At 56.1% G+C, this 15,489-nt stretch carries 13 protein-coding genes; 10 read left to right on the forward strand and 3 right to left on the reverse strand.

Annotated features, from left to right (window positions below; translation table 11 throughout):
- Positions 1-76: 76 nt before the first annotated feature.
- The 5 genes from queA (at position 77) to secF (ending at position 5,637) form a co-directional block, all read left to right on the forward strand.
- Entirely contained in the window at positions 77-1,123 is a 1,047-nt protein-coding gene (gene queA, locus H0484_RS12725) for a tRNA preQ1(34) S-adenosylmethionine ribosyltransferase-isomerase QueA (RefSeq protein WP_226955014.1), read from the forward strand.
- Positions 1,120-2,256 (forward strand): tRNA guanosine(34) transglycosylase Tgt, encoded by a 1,137-nt coding sequence (tgt, locus tag H0484_RS12730; RefSeq protein WP_226955015.1) that lies wholly within the window; start codon positions 1,120-1,122, stop codon positions 2,254-2,256. Before queA ends, tgt begins: the two co-directional genes overlap by 4 nt.
- A 138-nt stretch (positions 2,257-2,394) precedes the next feature.
- On the forward strand, positions 2,395-2,739 hold the full coding sequence (gene yajC / locus H0484_RS12735) for a preprotein translocase subunit YajC (RefSeq protein WP_226955016.1): 345 nt from the start codon (positions 2,395-2,397) through the stop codon (positions 2,737-2,739).
- Positions 2,740-2,799: 60 nt separating this feature from the next.
- A complete protein-coding gene (gene secD, locus H0484_RS12740; RefSeq protein ID WP_226955017.1) occupies positions 2,800-4,665 on the forward strand; it encodes a protein translocase subunit SecD in 1,866 nt (621 codons plus the stop codon).
- A 33-nt stretch (positions 4,666-4,698) separates the two neighbouring features.
- Positions 4,699-5,637, forward strand: coding sequence for a protein translocase subunit SecF (secF, locus tag H0484_RS12745; RefSeq protein WP_226955018.1), 939 nt, complete (start codon positions 4,699-4,701; stop codon positions 5,635-5,637).
- 72 nt (positions 5,638-5,709) lie between these two features.
- On the opposite strand, the gene sorU is transcribed toward secF, so the two are convergent.
- Both sorU and sorT read right to left on the reverse strand, forming a co-directional pair.
- Positions 5,710-5,991: a SorU family sulfite dehydrogenase c-type cytochrome subunit gene (gene sorU / locus H0484_RS12750; protein WP_315859971.1), complete on the reverse strand. Its 282-nt coding sequence runs from the start codon at positions 5,989-5,991 to the stop codon at positions 5,710-5,712.
- A 106-nt stretch (positions 5,992-6,097) separates the two neighbouring features.
- Positions 6,098-7,330 carry a SorT family sulfite dehydrogenase catalytic subunit gene (gene sorT / locus H0484_RS12755; RefSeq protein WP_226955020.1) on the reverse strand — a complete coding sequence of 411 codons (1,233 nt, stop codon included), beginning with the start codon at positions 7,328-7,330 and terminating at the stop codon, positions 6,098-6,100.
- Positions 7,331-7,559: 229 nt separating this feature from the next.
- Here sorT and miaB point away from each other — a divergent pair, with 229 nt between their 5' ends.
- The 5 genes from miaB to lnt are packed head-to-tail and all read left to right on the forward strand — an operon-like array spanning position 7,560 to position 13,043.
- Complete coding sequence (gene miaB / locus H0484_RS12760) at positions 7,560-8,993, forward strand: tRNA (N6-isopentenyl adenosine(37)-C2)-methylthiotransferase MiaB (RefSeq protein WP_226955021.1); 1,434 nt, start codon at positions 7,560-7,562, stop codon at positions 8,991-8,993.
- Positions 8,986-9,984 carry a PhoH family protein gene (locus H0484_RS12765; protein WP_226955022.1) on the forward strand — a complete coding sequence of 333 codons (999 nt, stop codon included), beginning with the start codon at positions 8,986-8,988 and terminating at the stop codon, positions 9,982-9,984. The genes miaB and H0484_RS12765 overlap by 8 nt, the downstream gene beginning before the upstream one ends.
- Positions 9,971-10,441, forward strand: a complete 471-nt coding sequence (ybeY, locus tag H0484_RS12770; protein WP_226955032.1) for an rRNA maturation RNase YbeY — start codon at positions 9,971-9,973, stop codon at positions 10,439-10,441. Before H0484_RS12765 ends, ybeY begins: the two co-directional genes overlap by 14 nt.
- Before the next feature lie 52 nt (positions 10,442-10,493).
- Positions 10,494-11,378 (forward strand): HlyC/CorC family transporter, encoded by an 885-nt coding sequence (locus H0484_RS12775; protein ID WP_226955023.1) that lies wholly within the window; start codon positions 10,494-10,496, stop codon positions 11,376-11,378.
- A gap of 3 nt (positions 11,379-11,381) precedes the next feature.
- Complete coding sequence (lnt, locus tag H0484_RS12780) at positions 11,382-13,043, forward strand: apolipoprotein N-acyltransferase (RefSeq protein ID WP_226955024.1); 1,662 nt, start codon at positions 11,382-11,384, stop codon at positions 13,041-13,043.
- A 16-nt stretch (positions 13,044-13,059) separates the two neighbouring features.
- Here the strand turns inward: lnt and H0484_RS12785 are convergent, their stop codons facing one another.
- Positions 13,060-15,138 (reverse strand): putative bifunctional diguanylate cyclase/phosphodiesterase, encoded by a 2,079-nt coding sequence (locus tag H0484_RS12785; RefSeq protein WP_226955025.1) that lies wholly within the window; start codon positions 15,136-15,138, stop codon positions 13,060-13,062.
- Between the last annotated feature and the right edge of the window lie 351 nt (positions 15,139-15,489).

Here is a 15,489-nt window from a genome sequence, read left to right on the forward strand (position 1 = left end):
TGTTGGATTGGCGACGCTTTACAATGGCTGGTTTCGTCAGTTTTGCACGCCCCGGTCGTCGGGTCGTTTTCTTTCCGTGGCTACGCCCTTGCTAACGCTTTCCCAATTCGATTACGAACTGCCAGCTGAGCTGATTGCCCAGTCGCCCGCGCCATCCCGTGGCGCCAGCCGCCTATTGCATATTGATGCCGCTTCGCAGTTGCACGACCGTCAGTTTGCCGACCTGCCCTCGCTGCTGCGAGCCGGCGACCTTCTTGTTTTCAACAATACCAAGGTCATCAAGGCGCGCTTGCTGGGTCATAAAGCCTCTGGCGGAAAAATCGAGATCCTGATTGAGCGCCTCACCGGCCCTGACACCGCCCTGGCCCATATCAAGTCCAGCAAATCGCCCAAGGCAGGCAGCACGCTTGTGGTGGGTGAGGGCTGCTCCATCACCGTAACCGGGCGCCAGGACGCACTTTTCGAGTTGCGCTTTCCAGAACGCGTCATGGACGTACTCGAGGCCCACGGCCAAGTGCCCCTCCCCCCCTACATCACACATACTCCTGACGCTCACGACACCGAACGCTACCAGACGGTGTATGCCGACAAACCCGGTGCAGTCGCAGCCCCCACGGCGGGCTTGCACTTTGACGAAGCCATGCTGGCCAAACTCGAAGCCTTAGGGGTACGCCAAGCGTTCGTCACCCTACACGTAGGCGCGGGCACATTTCAGCCTGTGCGTACCGAGGATCTCTCCGCCCATCAAATGCATTCCGAATGGTATGCCGTGCCGCAATCCACGCTCGCGCTCATCCAAGCCACACGCGCAGCAGGCGGGCGAGTCATTGCCGTGGGTACCACCAGCGTACGTGCCTTGGAGTCTGCCGCCGCCCAACCTGGCCCACAAGACCCTCTGGAAGGCGATACTCGCCTGTTCATTACGCCGGGCTACCGCTTCCACTATGTGGACGCCCTCATCACCAACTTCCACTTGCCTCGTTCCACGCTTCTGATGCTGGTGTCTGCCCTTGCCGGTATAGAGCCCATACGCCAGGCCTACGCCCACGCGGTCCAGGGCTGCTACCGATTCTTCAGCTATGGTGACGCCATGCTCATCGAAGCCCCCTCCTCTCAGCCATGAACGGTCTCTCTTTCGAATTGCTACGCACCGACGGCCAAGCCCGCCGTGGTCGCATCACGCTGAATCACGGCGTGGTTGAAACCCCTATTTTCATGCCTGTTGGCACCTATGGCAGCGTCAAGGCCATGCTGCCTCATGAACTGGACGACATTGAGGCCCAGATCGTGCTGGGCAATACCTTCCATCTCTGGCTGCGGCCAGGCACCGAAGTCATCAGCGCCCACAAAGGTCTGCATGGTTTTATGCAATGGAACAAACCCATCCTGACCGACTCCGGCGGATTCCAGGTGTTCAGTCTGGATGGCCTGCGCAAGATCACCGAAGAAGGGGTGAAGTTCGCCTCGCCCATCGATGGCGCCAGACTTTTTCTGACGCCCGAAGAGTCCATGCGCATCCAGCATGCCTTGAATTCCGACATCGCGATGGTGTTCGACGAGTGCACCCCCTACCTTATCAAGGGTCGCCCCGCCACCGTAGAAGAAGCCGCCCAGTCCATGCGCATGTCTTTGCGCTGGGCGCGCCGCTCGCGCGATGCTTTCGAGCAGCTAAGCAATCCCAACGCTTTGTTCGGTATCGTTCAGGGCGGCATGTACGAACATCTGCGCGATGAGTCCTTGGCCGGGCTGGTGGACATCGGTTTTCACGGATATGCCATAGGGGGGCTTTCGGTTGGCGAGCCCAAAGAAGACATGCTGCGCATTCTGGCGCATGTTGCGCCGCGACTGCCCCAACAGGCGCCTCGCTATCTAATGGGCGTAGGCACCCCCGAAGACCTGGTGGAAGGCGTACGCAACGGCATAGACATGTTCGACTGTGTCATGCCCACCCGTAACGCACGCAACGGTTGGCTGTTTACCCGTTACGGCGACATCAAGATACGTAACGCCAGGTATCGCAACGACACCCGGCCATTAGACCCCAGTTGCGACTGCCATACCTGCGGACATTTTTCACGCGCCTACCTGCATCATTTGCAGCGCGCAAACGAGATCACCGGCGCCCGCCTGAACACCCTTCATAATCTGCGTTTTTATTTGAACCTGATGAGTGAAATGCGGGCTGCCATTGCCGAAGGCCGATTCGAACCATGGCGTGCGCAGTTCCTGGCAGATCGGGCGCGAGGCATAGAGTAAAGAGACAAGCACGAACTATCGCTACAATAGACAGGTTGTGCAGTCGAAAAATACATCGATGCAGGCGCCGCGGGGCGCCGTACATATAGTCAATAGCCAGTCAACAAATCTTAAACATCCCACCCAGGAGCTCCAACCATGCAGGTTACCGATATTCTGACGCTGATTCCCGCCCAAGCAGCCGGCGGCGAAGGCGGCGCGCTGATGGGCATGCTGCCCATCATCTTGATGTTCGTCATCTTGTACTTTCTGATGATCCGCCCCCAAATGAAGCGCCAGAAAGAGCACCGCAACCTCGTTGCCGCCCTCACCAAAGGCGACGAAGTCATCACCTCGGGCGGTTTGCTGGGTAAAGTCACCAAAGTCAGCGACAACTACATCACTCTCGAGGTCTCCGAACTGGCCGACAAGCCTGTCGAGATCGTCTTGCAGCGCTCGGCTGTTTCCAATGTGCTGCCCAAGGGCACCATCAAATCGCTGTAATGCTCCATTTGCCGGCGGGCTCCGCCGGCAATTCTCCGACGCACCGACACTCTTCGCGCCATGAACCGCTATCCCCTCTGGAAATACCTGACCGTCCTGGCAGCCCTTGTCATCGGTCTGATCTATACGCTCCCCAATTTATTTGGCGAATCGCCTGCCGTTCAGATTTCCAGCGCGAAGACCACGGTCAAAGTCGATCAAAGCATGCTGCAGCAGACTGAACAACTGCTGCGCGAAAAAAACATCCCCTATACCGGCGCCTTCTTCGATATGAATGGGCCCGTAGGTACAGTACGGGTACGTTTTGAATCGCCCGACATACAACTGCAAGCCAAAGACCTTCTCGAGCGCACACTGAATCCCGACCCTAGCGATCCCAGCTATACGGTCGCTCTCAACCTGCTGTCGTCCTCGCCCAATTGGCTCTCCGCCATTGGTGCCTACCCCATGTATCTGGGCCTGGATTTGCGTGGTGGCGTGCACTTTCTGTTGCAAGTCGATATGCAAGGGGCCCTTACCGGTCGCTACGACTCCATCGCCAACGACGTGCGCAGCAACTTGCGCGAAGCACGCATCCCCGTCGCCGCTGTCGAACGCCGCGACATGTCCATTTTTGCCCGCTTCAACGACGCCGACAACCGCGACGCGGCACTCAGCGAACTGCGCCGCCGCCTTCCCGATTTGGCCTTCACCCCTGAAGGCCAAAACAATCTGCAAGGTGCCCTCACTGAAACGGCTATCCGTCAGGTTCAAGAAAACGCCCTGCGCCAGAACATCACCACCCTGCACAACCGAATCAACGAGCTAGGCGTCGCCGAACCCGTTATCCAGCAGCAAGGCGCTGATCGTATCGTCGTCCAACTGCCTGGCGTGCAGGACGTTGCCAAAGCCAAAGAAATCCTGGGCCGTACCGCCACGCTTGAAATCCGGTTGGTCGACGACTCTCCCACCGCAGCCGCCGCCCTGGCCAGTGGCACGGTACCCTTCGGCCTGGAGCGCTACGCAGATACCGACGGTCGCCCCCTGCTGCTGCGCCGTCAAGTCATTCTGACGGGCGAGAACCTGCAAGACGCTCAGCCGGGTCGCGATCAGCAAACTCAGCAACCGTCCGTCAACCTTACCCTCGACAGCAAAGGGGCCCGCATCTTCCGCGATGTCACCCGCGACAACATCGGCAAGCGCATGGCCATTTTGTTGTTCGAACAAGGCAAAGGCCAAGTCGTCACCGCCCCTGTCATCCGCAGCGAAATTCCCGGCGGCCAAGTGCAGATCAGCGGCAGCATGACTGCTCAAGAAGCCGCCGACGTCTCGCTGCTGTTACGCGCCGGCTCTTTGGCCGCGCCCATGAGCATCATCGAAGAGCGCACCATCGGCCCCAGCCTGGGCGCTGACAATATCCGTATGGGCTTCGAGTCCACCCTGTACGGCTTCATTGCCATTTCAATTTTCTTGTTGATCTACTACCAGCTGTTTGGCCTGTTCTCCACGCTGGGCCTGTCATTCAACGTACTTTTGCTTTTGGCCGTGCTGTCCATGCTGCAGGCCACCCTGACCCTGCCTGGCATTGCCGCTATCGCGCTAACGCTGGGTATGGCTATCGACGCCAACGTGCTCATCAACGAGCGCATACGTGAAGAGCTTCGCGGCGGTGCTTCGCCGCAACAGGCCATCAACCTGGGCTTTGAACGCGCCTGGGGCACCATCGTTGACTCCAACCTCACGACGCTCATTGTGGGTCTGGCCCTGCTGGCCTTCGGAACCGGGCCCATACGCGGCTTTGCCGTGGTGCATTGCATAGGCATTCTCACCTCCATGTTCTCCGCAGTCGTTGGCGTACGCGCCATGGTCAACCTTTGGTATGGCAGCCGCCGCAAGCTGCAGAAGATCTCCATTGGTCAGATCTGGAAACCAGACGACAACCGTTAAACACCCGGCCCACACTTAAAGCAAGTCTAGACCATGGAATTATTCCGCATCCGTCGCACCATCCCCTTCATGCGCCATGCGCTGGTGCTCAATCTGATCAGTCTGATCACTTTCGTGCTGGCCGTGTTTTTCATCGCGACACGAGGGTTTCACCTGTCGATCGAGTTCACCGGCGGCACGGTCATGGAAGTCCACTACAGCCAACCAGCCCAGCTCGAGCAGATACGCCAGTCGGTGGGAGACCTCGGCTACACAGACTTCCAGGTGCAAAACTTCGGCACGTCGCAAGACGTCATGATTCGTTTGCCCGTCCGGGAAGACCAGACCTCCGCGTCGCAAAGCGACTCCGTCTTGACGGCCCTGAAAGCGCAAGATGCTAGCGTAGAGCTTCGTAGAGTCGAGTTTGTCGGCCCCCAGGTCGGTGAAGAGCTGGTCACTAACGGCCTGATGGCGCTGCTGGCGGTCGTCATCGGCATCATGGTGTATCTGGGTTTCCGCTTCGAGTGGAAATTCGCCGTAGCCGGGGTGGTCGCCAACCTTCACGACGTCATCATCATCTTGGGCTTCTTTGCCTTCTTTCAGTGGGAATTCTCGCTGCCCGTCTTGGCCGGGGTGCTGGCGGTATTGGGCTACTCAGTCAACGAGTCCGTTGTCATCATGGACCGTATCCGTGAGAACTTCCGCAAGCAACGCCATGCCAGTGCGCCAGACATCATAGACGGCGCCATCACCCAGACCATCTCCCGTACCATCATTACCCACGGCTCTACGCAAATGATGGTGTTGGCCATGTTCTTCTTTGGTGGCCCTACGCTGCACTACTTCTCGCTGGCGCTTACCATCGGCATCTGGTTTGGTATTTATTCTTCGGTGTTCGTTGCCGCCGCCATTGCCATGTGGCTGGGCGTCAAACGCGAAGACCTGGTCAAACCCATCAAAAAAGAAGACCCGGCCGCCGAAATGGAAGGTTGAGCCTTACAGTGATAAGCCCAACAAAAAAGCACCCCAGGGTGCTTTTTTGTTGCTCTAGCCATGCACGTAAGATTACTGCGCAGTCACACTGACAATATAGTCAGCTACCGCATGCTGATCCGCTTCGTTCATGGTTTCCGCGAATGAAGGCATGGCACCCATCCCCTCGTTCAACACCTTCAGAATCACATCTTTGCCAGGCTTGAGCTCATCCAGATCAGGACCTATTGCACCCTCGGCCCCTGCATCTGCCAAGGCGTGGCAAATAGCACAGGCCGGCACAGCTTCTGCTGTGAAGAGCGCTTTGCCTCGCGCCAATGCCGCGTCATCCGCGGCCCAAGCCGTGGATGACATGACTGAGACAACCCCGGCCCAAAGAGCAGCCGAATAAACTACGTTTTTACTCATAAATCCTCATGTAAATAGTGGTTTGCAACACTGCCTGCAACAAAAAAAGCAGCTAGGCAACTTGCACCACGAGGCCATGATCGCGCCAACTATTATTGTTGTAACCCCGGTTGTTTTCCAGCCGCTCTTCAGGCTGGGTTTCGCCGGCCGCATTGGTGACACGGGATACCAGCTCGTACTCGCCCGCGGAAAGCTCGGCAATCAGCGCAAAAGTACGCCAGGCGTATTTACCTAAATCCGGCCCAACAAAAGCCGCCTCATGCCACTTTTTGCCTCCATCCAACGAGACCTCGACCTTGGCAGGCGCACTTGTCCCTCCCAACGCCACGCCCGTCACCATGACGCGACCGGGTTGAATGGGTTTACTGCCTTCGGAAGGCTGAGTGATCCAAGACTTGGGTGGCATGGCCCAAACGACTTCGTGCTCGGGGGAGGAAGCAGCACCTACTGGCGAATAGCGATAGCTGCTTTGTTGAATCCGCGCAGGCGACATCTCTTCGGTGAACGCCAGTTTTTTGATGTACTTGACGCTATTCACCCCGGTATAGCCGGGCACAACCAGACGCAAAGGCCCCCCGTGGGCCAAGGGCAAAGGCTCACCATTGATTTCCCATGCCAACAAGGCATCGTCCAGCACCGACAAGGGTACCGAGCGTTCAACTGCCACGGTGTTGGCGTCAATACCCGCTGGAATAGCTTCGCCACCGGTGCCGGTAATGAATTTAGCTTGCGCCTGTGCCCCGCCAACAGCCTCAAGAACAGCCTTTAAAGGAACACCGGTAAACACCACGCAACCGGCAGCACCAGTTGTCCACTGAGTACCACTGGGTTTATGAGGAAAATAGGCGCGACCATTGCCTGAGCACTGCAGCACCATCGCAACGGACACTAGCCCTAAGGTTTTAAGCTCGGCCAGCGTGAACGAGCGTGGCTTTGCAACGCCGCTGACTTCCAGAACCCACGCCCCTGGATCTTGCATGATGCTCGCAGGCGGCGGGGAAACGTTATTACGAATGAATAACTTGTCGAGAGGAGTAATGCCACCTGTCCCCACCGCTGCACGGCGTGTCTCTATGGTATTGGCGCTGTGCACGATAAGGGCGTCGGCATCTTTCCAATCCGCATAGGCCGGCAGCGGCTTTTGCGCCGAAACCGGCCCAGGGTTGGATTTGGATGCGGGTTCTTGTGAGTCGGCCCAAGCCGCCCCCCCCAAACCTGCCCACGCGACTGCGCCGCCGGCTGTGGCCAGCAAACGGCGCCGCATTGAGTTCGTGATGTGTTCCATAAGTGCCTCCGTGATGAATAACGACATACCGGGTGCAAGTTCTATTGACATGCTGCCGACACCATTATTTATAACCCATTAAAATAAGAACACAAGAAAAACATATTATTAGTTATATACAGCTATACATAGCGCTCCCCCGGTCGATGGCCGCAAGAGGTAAAATGGCGGTTTCCCTCACCATCCAACATATGCCCACGGGATAAACACCCGCTCCGGCAGCCAAATCATGCAAGAATTCCCTCTTAAGCGCGCCGTCGCTGACGCTTCCCTTTTAAGCCCCGCAGCCCCTGAAGACGCCGCATCAGCGCCTCCCCGTCGAGTCTTCATCAAGACCTTCGGTTGCCAAATGAACGAGTACGATTCCGACAAAATGGTCGATGTACTTGGCAAACAAGGTGCGCTCGAAGTCACTAACGACCCGGAACAGGCCGACATCATTCTGTTCAACACCTGTTCGGTACGCGAGAAAGCCCAAGAAAAGGTGTTTTCCGACCTGGGTCGCGTCCAGCACCTGAAAAAACTCAACCCCCGCCTGGTTATTGGCGTAGGCGGCTGTGTTGCCAGCCAAGAAGGCGAAGCCATCGTCAAGCGCGCGCCATACGTAGACGTCGTTTTCGGCCCTCAGACCTTGCACAGGCTTCCCGAGCTGATCGCGCGCAAGCAGCGCTCGGGCCATGCCCAGGTCGATATCAGCTTTCCTGAAATCGAAAAATTCGATAACTTGCCGCCGCCTCGTATAGACGGGCCTGCGGCCTTCGTTTCCATCATGGAAGGCTGCAGCAAATACTGCAGTTTCTGTGTGGTGCCCTATACCCGTGGCGAAGAGGTGTCTCGCCCATTCGACGATGTGCTGGTTGAAATCGCCGACTTGGCCGATCAAGGGGTCAAAGAAGTGACCCTGTTGGGGCAAAACGTTAACGCTTATCGCGGCCCCATGGGCGGAACCGACGAGATCGCCGACTTTGCCATGTTGCTCGAGTACGTGCACGAAATTCCGGGCATCGAACGCATTCGCTATACCACCTCTCACCCCAAAGAAATGACGACGCGCCTGATTGAAGCGCATGGCTCCTTGCCTAAGCTCGTTCCTTTTCTGCATCTACCGGTACAAGCGGGCAGCGACCGTATCCTGGCCGCCATGAAACGCGGGTATACCGCCCTCGAATTCAAGTCCATCGTGCGCAGGCTCAAGCAGTCCCGCCCCGACATCGTCCTGTCGTCCGACTTTATTGTGGGCTTTCCAGGCGAAACCGAGGAAGACTTTCAAAAGACGCTAGACCTTGCTCGCCATGTCGGCTTTGACCAGTCCTTCTCGTTTATTTATTCGCGTCGGCCCGGCACACCCGCCGCCGACCTCGAAGACAACACCACCAAAGAGCAAAAGCTCGAACGTCTTTACAGACTTCAAGCGCTCATCGACGAACAGGCCTCTGCCATCAGCCAGGCGATGGTCGGTACGGTTCAACGTGTGCTCGTCGAAAAACCCTCGCGCCGTAGTGCCGAAGAGTTCATGGGCCGCACTGAAAACAACCGCATCGTCAACTTCCCCGCACCCGCCCATGTGCAGGGATGCATGGCCGACGTCTTCATAGAAGCCACCAATTCACATACCTTGCGCGGAAAGCTCCAAGGGCTCTCCGCTTCACCTGCGCATGACTGAACCCACACCTCCTCGCAAACCTTTGATTGTCACGCTAGAGGGCGACAATACGCACCTGGCCAACCTGTTCGGTCCACTTGACGAGAACCTGCGCCAATTGGCAGCGGGCTGGGACGTCAAGATAAAACGGCGCGGCAATCGCTTATCCATAGAAGGCAAGCAGGCCCGTCAAGTGGCAGAAGCGCTGGAATGGTTTCACGCCAGGGCACGCCATAACCCGTTATCTATTGACGACATCCAACTGGGCATGGTCGAGCTGAAAACCGGCGCCCCTACCCTTACCGACACAGCTCCTGCTGCAGCGCTTACGCCCGACGATCTTCGTGGAGACGAGCTCGTGCTGCGTACGCGTCGCAGCGACCTTAGGCCACGCACGCCCCGCCAGCGCGATTACATACGCAACATCTTCGGGCACGACATCACTTTCGGTGTGGGCCCGGCAGGTACCGGAAAAACATGGCTGGCCGTCGCTTGTGCCATTGACGCCATGGAACGCGAATCCGTACAGCGCCTGGTGCTGACTCGGCCAGCGGTCGAGGCAGGCGAACGTTTGGGCTTTCTGCCCGGCGACCTCACACAAAAGGTAGACCCTTACTTGCGGCCGCTTTACGATGCCCTCTATGACCTGATGGGCTTTGATCGCGTGCAACGCCTGTTCGAGAAGCAAACCATAGAAATTGCCCCGCTGGCCTATATGCGCGGGCGCACGCTCAATCATGCCTTCGTCATTTTGGACGAGGCCCAGAACACAACCCCCGAACAGATGAAAATGTTCCTGACCCGCATAGGTTTTGGCAGCAAGGCTGTCATTACCGGCGACCCCACGCAGGTAGACCTGCCCCGAGGCCAGGTCAGCGGGCTGGCTCACGCGGTCAACATTCTATCCTCGGTCAAAGGCATCGCCACCACCACTTTCACCAGCCAAGACGTCGTCCGGCATCCCTTGGTCGCACGCATTATCGACGCCTATGAGCAGCATGAATCCCGCTGAGCTTGCGCTGGCCGTTCAGTATCAAGTCGATGCGCCTGAATTGCCGCGTTGGCGCTTGCGTCGTTGGGTGCAGCAAGCCTTGAATGCCGCCTCCGAGCAGATACCCGATTTGCGTGGGGCTCAGATCACATTGCGCTTGGTGGACGCTGACGAAGGTCAACAATTAAACCAAGAGTTTCGCGGGCGCGATTACGCCACCAATGTGCTGACCTTCGAATATGGCCAAGACCCAAACGGCATTTGCCACGGCGATGTCGTGCTGTGCTTGCCGGTCATGGCTCGCGAAGCGCAAGAACAAGGCAAGTCTCCAGCCCATCATGCCGCTCATCTGGTGATTCATGGGGTCTTGCATGCTGTGGGTTACGACCACATGGAACCAGACGAAGCCCAGCTTATGGAAGCCCTCGAAACCCGTATTTTGGCGCGCATGGGCATTGCCGACCCTTACACCACGTAAGCATCGCCGATTTCGGTTATGCTAAAACTTTCAGTAACCAATTGCACGGGCAATGTCAGACCCTTCCCCCAACGAACCCGACCCCCGATCGTCACGATCTTCCTCCAAATCCCTGCTGGCTCGCCTGGCGTCTAGGTTCCAACCCGAACCCGCCAGTCTTGATGACGTCAAAAGTTTCCTGCTCAACGCACACGAACAGCGTCTGCTCGATGCCGATGCGTATTCGGTGATTTCCGCCACCTTGGCGGTTGCTGATAAAACAGCCGGCGACGTCATGGTGCCGCGTTCACGCATCGACATGCTGGACATCACCAAGCCGCTTTCCGAGCTGCTGCCCGACATCATAGAAACCGGCCACTCCCGCTTTCCTGTTTACGAGAACGACAGAGACAACATCATCGGCATCTTGTTGGCCAAAGATCTGTTGCTCACCATTACCAATCCAGATATCGATCTGCGGCCCCTGGTAAGGCCCGCTGTCTTCATCCCCGAAAGCAAGCGGCTCAATGTACTGTTGCACGATTTTCGCGGTAGTCGCAATCATTTGGCTGTCGTCATCAACGAGTACGGCGGCACGTCTGGTCTGATCACCATGGAAGACGTGCTCGAACAAATCGTGGGCGACATCGAGGACGAATACGACGAAGAGGAAGAAACCACCATCTTCGAAACCGGCAGCAATAGTTGGCGCGCCATGGGCACCACCAACATCGAGACCTTCAATCGCTCTTTTGGCACTCAGTTGCCCGACGATGAATACGATACCTTGGGCGGTTGGTTTACCTCCGAACTAGGCCATATCCCAAAACGCGGCGACCACTTGCTCCACGAAGGCCTGACTCTGACTGTTGTGGGGGCTGATGCCAAGCGCGTGTTGTGGCTGCACATTCAGCGTGGTCCTCAGCTCGCCGTTACCTCCAGCCCATCTGCCGCTTAAACCTTGTCGAACTTGTTGCTTGCCCTGCGCCGAAGCTTGAACCCACTGCTGTTGGGTATTGTTCATGCGCTATGTTTTGCCCCCGGGCCGCTTCCGGGGGTGATTCTCCCCTATGTTCAGGTAGCCAGTCTGACCGGTCTGGCCATGTGTTTGTTGCGCACTCGACGTCTGCGCGAGGCGGCTTGGCAAGGTTGGCTTTTCGGGCTGGGCAGTTTTTGTACCGGCTTATATTGGTTATTCATTAGCCTGCACACTTATGGTGGCTTGCAGGCGGGCCTTTCCGTGGCCGCAGTTTTGGCCTTGTCAGGTGCATTGGCACTTTACTATGCGCTGGCCGCCGTGGTTTCCAGGCTCTGTCTTGCACCGGTGCTAAATACCCACGCCGGCCTGCTTGCCACCGTATGTAGTGCTTTGGGATGGGCTTCTTCGTGGGCTTTGTTCGAATGGATTAGAGGCACCGCATTTACCGGCTTTCCTTGGCTAAACGCTGGCTATGCTCACATAGACGGCCCCTTTGCTGGGTGGGCCCCGATCTTGGGCGTTTACGGCCTAAGTTGGATAGCGGCTTTTACGGCTGCCGGCATTGCCATGTTGCTGGTGGCAAGACGCAAACAAACAACGGAAACCACCCAAACCGCGCTTAACGAATCGGGTGCGGCTTGCAGTGTGGCCCTTGCGATTGGGCTGGCATTATCCGGCTTGGCTTTAGGGCAGCTCAAATGGGCACAGCCCCATGGCGATCCTATTCTTTTTCGCCTCACCCAAGGCAATATCCCCCAGTCTGAAAAGTTCGACCCCGCGCTCATGCAGCAAGGTATGGAAACCTATATGCGCTTAGCGGCCGAACCCCCGAAGAACGATCAAGCCAGGCCACAGATTATCGTCATGCCGGAAACGGTGATGGCCTTATTCCAAAACAACTATGCCCCTCAGGTTTGGGAGTACTGGCAACACATTGCCACCTTACAGCAAGCCGCCTTGATCATAGGTGTACCTCTGCACGAGATGAATGCTGACGGTGAGAGCCGTTACACCAATAGCGTCGTGGGCATGCATACCGATAGCGACCTGGGCGCTTTGTATGAAGGCCAACCCACGCAACGTTACGACAAGCATCACCTGGTGCCCTTCGGCGAATTCATTCCTCCGGGTTTCCGCTGGTTCACCAACGCACTCAATATTCCGCTGGGTGATTTCAACCGAGGTACGGTACGCCAGGAGCTTTTCCACATCGACTCGCAACACATTGCGCTGAACATTTGCTACGAAGACGTATTCGGTGAAGAGATTCTTCATGCCGTTCGCGATCACACTGAGCACGGGGACGGAGCCAGCATACTGTTGAATGTCAGCAATCTGGGCTGGTTTGGTGACTCCTGGGCTTTGCAGCAACATCTGCTTATCTCGCGCATGCGCGCCCTTGAAACCGCCAGGCCCATGTTGCGCGCCACCAATACCGGCATGACAGCCGCCATAGACCCTGACGGCACCGTACGCGCTGCCCTTCCCGCTCACACGCTGGCCATTCTGGATATTGAAGTTCAGGGCACGACAGGCATGACGCCTTACGTCCGATGGGGTAACAAAGCGGTATTGCTACTGACGTTTATTGGCTTCTTGGCTAGCTTGCTGGCAGCTTGGCGTGGACGTGGCCATAAGCCATGAGCGCGTTATCGGCACACTACTCTTTTAAGAGTTTGTCTATTTGAACGGCAGGCATGGCGCCAAAAAAGTGCACGCCTTGGCCATAGTCACAGCCCATCTGTAATAAAAACTCGTACTGGGTGGCGGAAGAAATACCCTCGGCCACCACCTCCAAACCCAGCCTGTGCGCCATCATGATGATGGCATCACACAAAGCACGTTGGTCTTCTCGGATCTCGACTTGGTGAATGAAAGAATGGTCTATCTTGACGTAGTCTATATGCAGACGTTTCAAGTGGGCCACTGAAGAATAGCCCGTACAGAAGTCATCTAGGGCCACGGACATGCCGGCCGAGCGAAATACCTGTAGTTTCTCGCTGACCACGGGATCCATCTCTAGCAGCAGGCTCTCGGTGATTTCCAGCACTATGCAGTCATGAGGCAAACCTAGGGTATCCAGCTGCTCCAGCCATCCGTGTGGCTGCATACGCTTGTCCATGAGCTGAACCGGCGACACATTCAAAGCAAGGCGCAAGTGGGGTGAATATTCTTTTCGCCAGTGTTGCAGCATCTGCGTTGCTTGACGAAATACCCATTCACCAATGTCGACGATCAAACCGGAGTCTTCTGCCTGAGGCAAGAATTGTATGGGCCTCAGCATGCCTTTTTGGGGGTGTTCCCAACGGAGCAGGGCCTCTACTTTGCAAACAGCCCGGGTTTTCAAATCGTAAATGGGCTGATAGTAGAGCCGCAACTGTTCCTTTTCCAAGGCCTCGGCCAAGTCTCGCGAGAGCTCGCTACGGAATAAGGCGTCGCGCCGCATGGACGAATCGTACAATGCGTACTCGCTTGGTCCGCGACGTTTTGCCGCGTACATGGCCAAATCTGCATTATGGATAAGGTCATCTGCCTCGACAGCGTCGCGAGGGTAAACCGAGGCCCCTATGCTGGCCGATACAGTGCCTTGGCTTTCGCCTAAAGGATAAGGTTCGGCTATTGTCTGAGCGACTTTCTTGCATAAGGCTTCGATTTCGGTATCTGTAGCCAGGCCGTCGGCAATAATGCAAAACTCGTCTCCGCCCAAACGGGCGACCAAGTCTGTTTTGCGTACGCATTTAGAAAGACGTGCTGCAACCTGACGCAATAACTCGTCACCCCATGCGTGGCCCAGAGTATCGTTAACCTCTTTGAAAAAATCGAGATCAAGATAGAGCAAAACCAAACCGGTTTTGGCCCTTTCTGCGTAATCCAGTTTGGAAGCCAGGCACTCATTGAATAAATAGCGATTCGGCAACCCCGTAAGGTGGTCATGTCGGGCCTGACGCCATATGTGTTCTTGCGCTTTTTTATGTTCAGTAACGTCAGAAAACAGCCCAATGCGACAACGTGGCGTACCCTTATCGCTATAAGTAGTGGTGATGCTTAATCTTTCTATATAGATTTCGCCATTTTTTCGGCGATTCCAGACCTCACCCTCCCAGGTGCCGTTTTCTGTCAGGCTGCGCCACATCTCTTTGTAAAAAGCAGCATCATGACGCCCCGAACTAAGCACGTTCAAGCGCTGACCCAGCACTTCGTCTAGCGAGTAACCGGTAATATCAGTAAAGGCGGGGTTAACGGTAAGAATAACGCCGTTTGGATTGGTGACCACCATAGCCTGGCTGCTACGGTGATACATCATGGACGAAAAATGCGCTTCGGCTTCTATACTTTTACGGTCGCTGACATCAACCATGACAGCGGCGATAAACTGCTTGCCGTTCCAGGTAAAGCTAGAGCCAAAAACCTCAACGTCAAACAGGCTGCCATCATGGCGTTTAGCGCGGCGTTCGTAATGGACTTTACCGTTTTCAGCTTGCAGGGTCTGACGGATTTTTTCGCGCACCAACTGGTGTTCGTCGGCGGGCACCAGTTCTTGCAGGGATTTGCCCAAGAGGACGGTGCGTGAATAACCCAACATTTGAACCATGCGCTCGTTGACGTAACGAAAACGGCCTTCTTCGAGCAAATAAATACCCACAACCAGGTTCTCGGCAAGGCCGCGAAACATGGCTTCTGTCCAGGGGGGTTGGGGGGCGGTATCACCGCTAGACAAGTCGAAGATAGCTGACGTCATGGTCAAAGGGTTTGCCACAATCCGTTCGAAAGTACGAGACAGATGCGGGAAGACTCTGCCGACCGTATCTTTATACTGCCTACGGCTGTTTCATTTTTTTACGTCGTTAAAGAGTATACATGAATTTTTATACTCTTACCCTAACAAATCATATTACTTGGAGTGGTTTCTGCGCCTTTATCCCGGTCTTTATCTTTTTATCTTTCTTTTATCTTTCATTCGGTCATAAAAAAACCCCCACCAGCGTTTGAGCTGATGGGGGTTTTCGGTATAAGAGCCTGACGATGACCTACTTTCACACACGGACGTGCACTATCATCGGCGCAAAGGCGTTTCACTGTCCTGTTCGGG

The sequence above is a fragment of the Mesopusillimonas faecipullorum genome (assembly GCF_020539505.1).
Lineage (GTDB): Bacteria > Pseudomonadota > Gammaproteobacteria > Burkholderiales > Burkholderiaceae_B > Mesopusillimonas > Mesopusillimonas faecipullorum.

Bases quoted from the DNA above. Each gene is read 5' to 3' on its own strand.
- sorT (WP_226955020.1), bottom strand. From the start codon at position 7,330: ATGGAACACATCACGAACTCAATGCGGCGCCGTTTGCTGGCCACAGCC.
- secF (WP_226955018.1), top strand. From the start codon at position 4,699: ATGGAATTATTCCGCATCCGTCGCACCATCCCCTTCATGCGCCATGCG.
- H0484_RS12765 (WP_226955022.1), top strand. From the start codon at position 8,986: ATGACTGAACCCACACCTCCTCGCAAACCTTTGATTGTCACGCTAGAG.
- H0484_RS12775 (WP_226955023.1), top strand. From the start codon at position 10,494: ATGTCAGACCCTTCCCCCAACGAACCCGACCCCCGATCGTCACGATCT.
- tgt (WP_226955015.1), top strand. From the start codon at position 1,120: ATGAACGGTCTCTCTTTCGAATTGCTACGCACCGACGGCCAAGCCCGC.
- H0484_RS12785 (WP_226955025.1), bottom strand. From the start codon at position 15,138: ATGACGTCAGCTATCTTCGACTTGTCTAGCGGTGATACCGCCCCCCAA.
- secD (WP_226955017.1), top strand. From the start codon at position 2,800: ATGAACCGCTATCCCCTCTGGAAATACCTGACCGTCCTGGCAGCCCTT.
- yajC (WP_226955016.1), top strand. From the start codon at position 2,395: ATGCAGGTTACCGATATTCTGACGCTGATTCCCGCCCAAGCAGCCGGC.
- sorU (WP_315859971.1), bottom strand. From the start codon at position 5,991: ATGTCATCCACGGCTTGGGCCGCGGATGACGCGGCATTGGCGCGAGGC.
- miaB (WP_226955021.1), top strand. From the start codon at position 7,560: ATGCAAGAATTCCCTCTTAAGCGCGCCGTCGCTGACGCTTCCCTTTTA.
- ybeY (WP_226955032.1), top strand. From the start codon at position 9,971: ATGAATCCCGCTGAGCTTGCGCTGGCCGTTCAGTATCAAGTCGATGCG.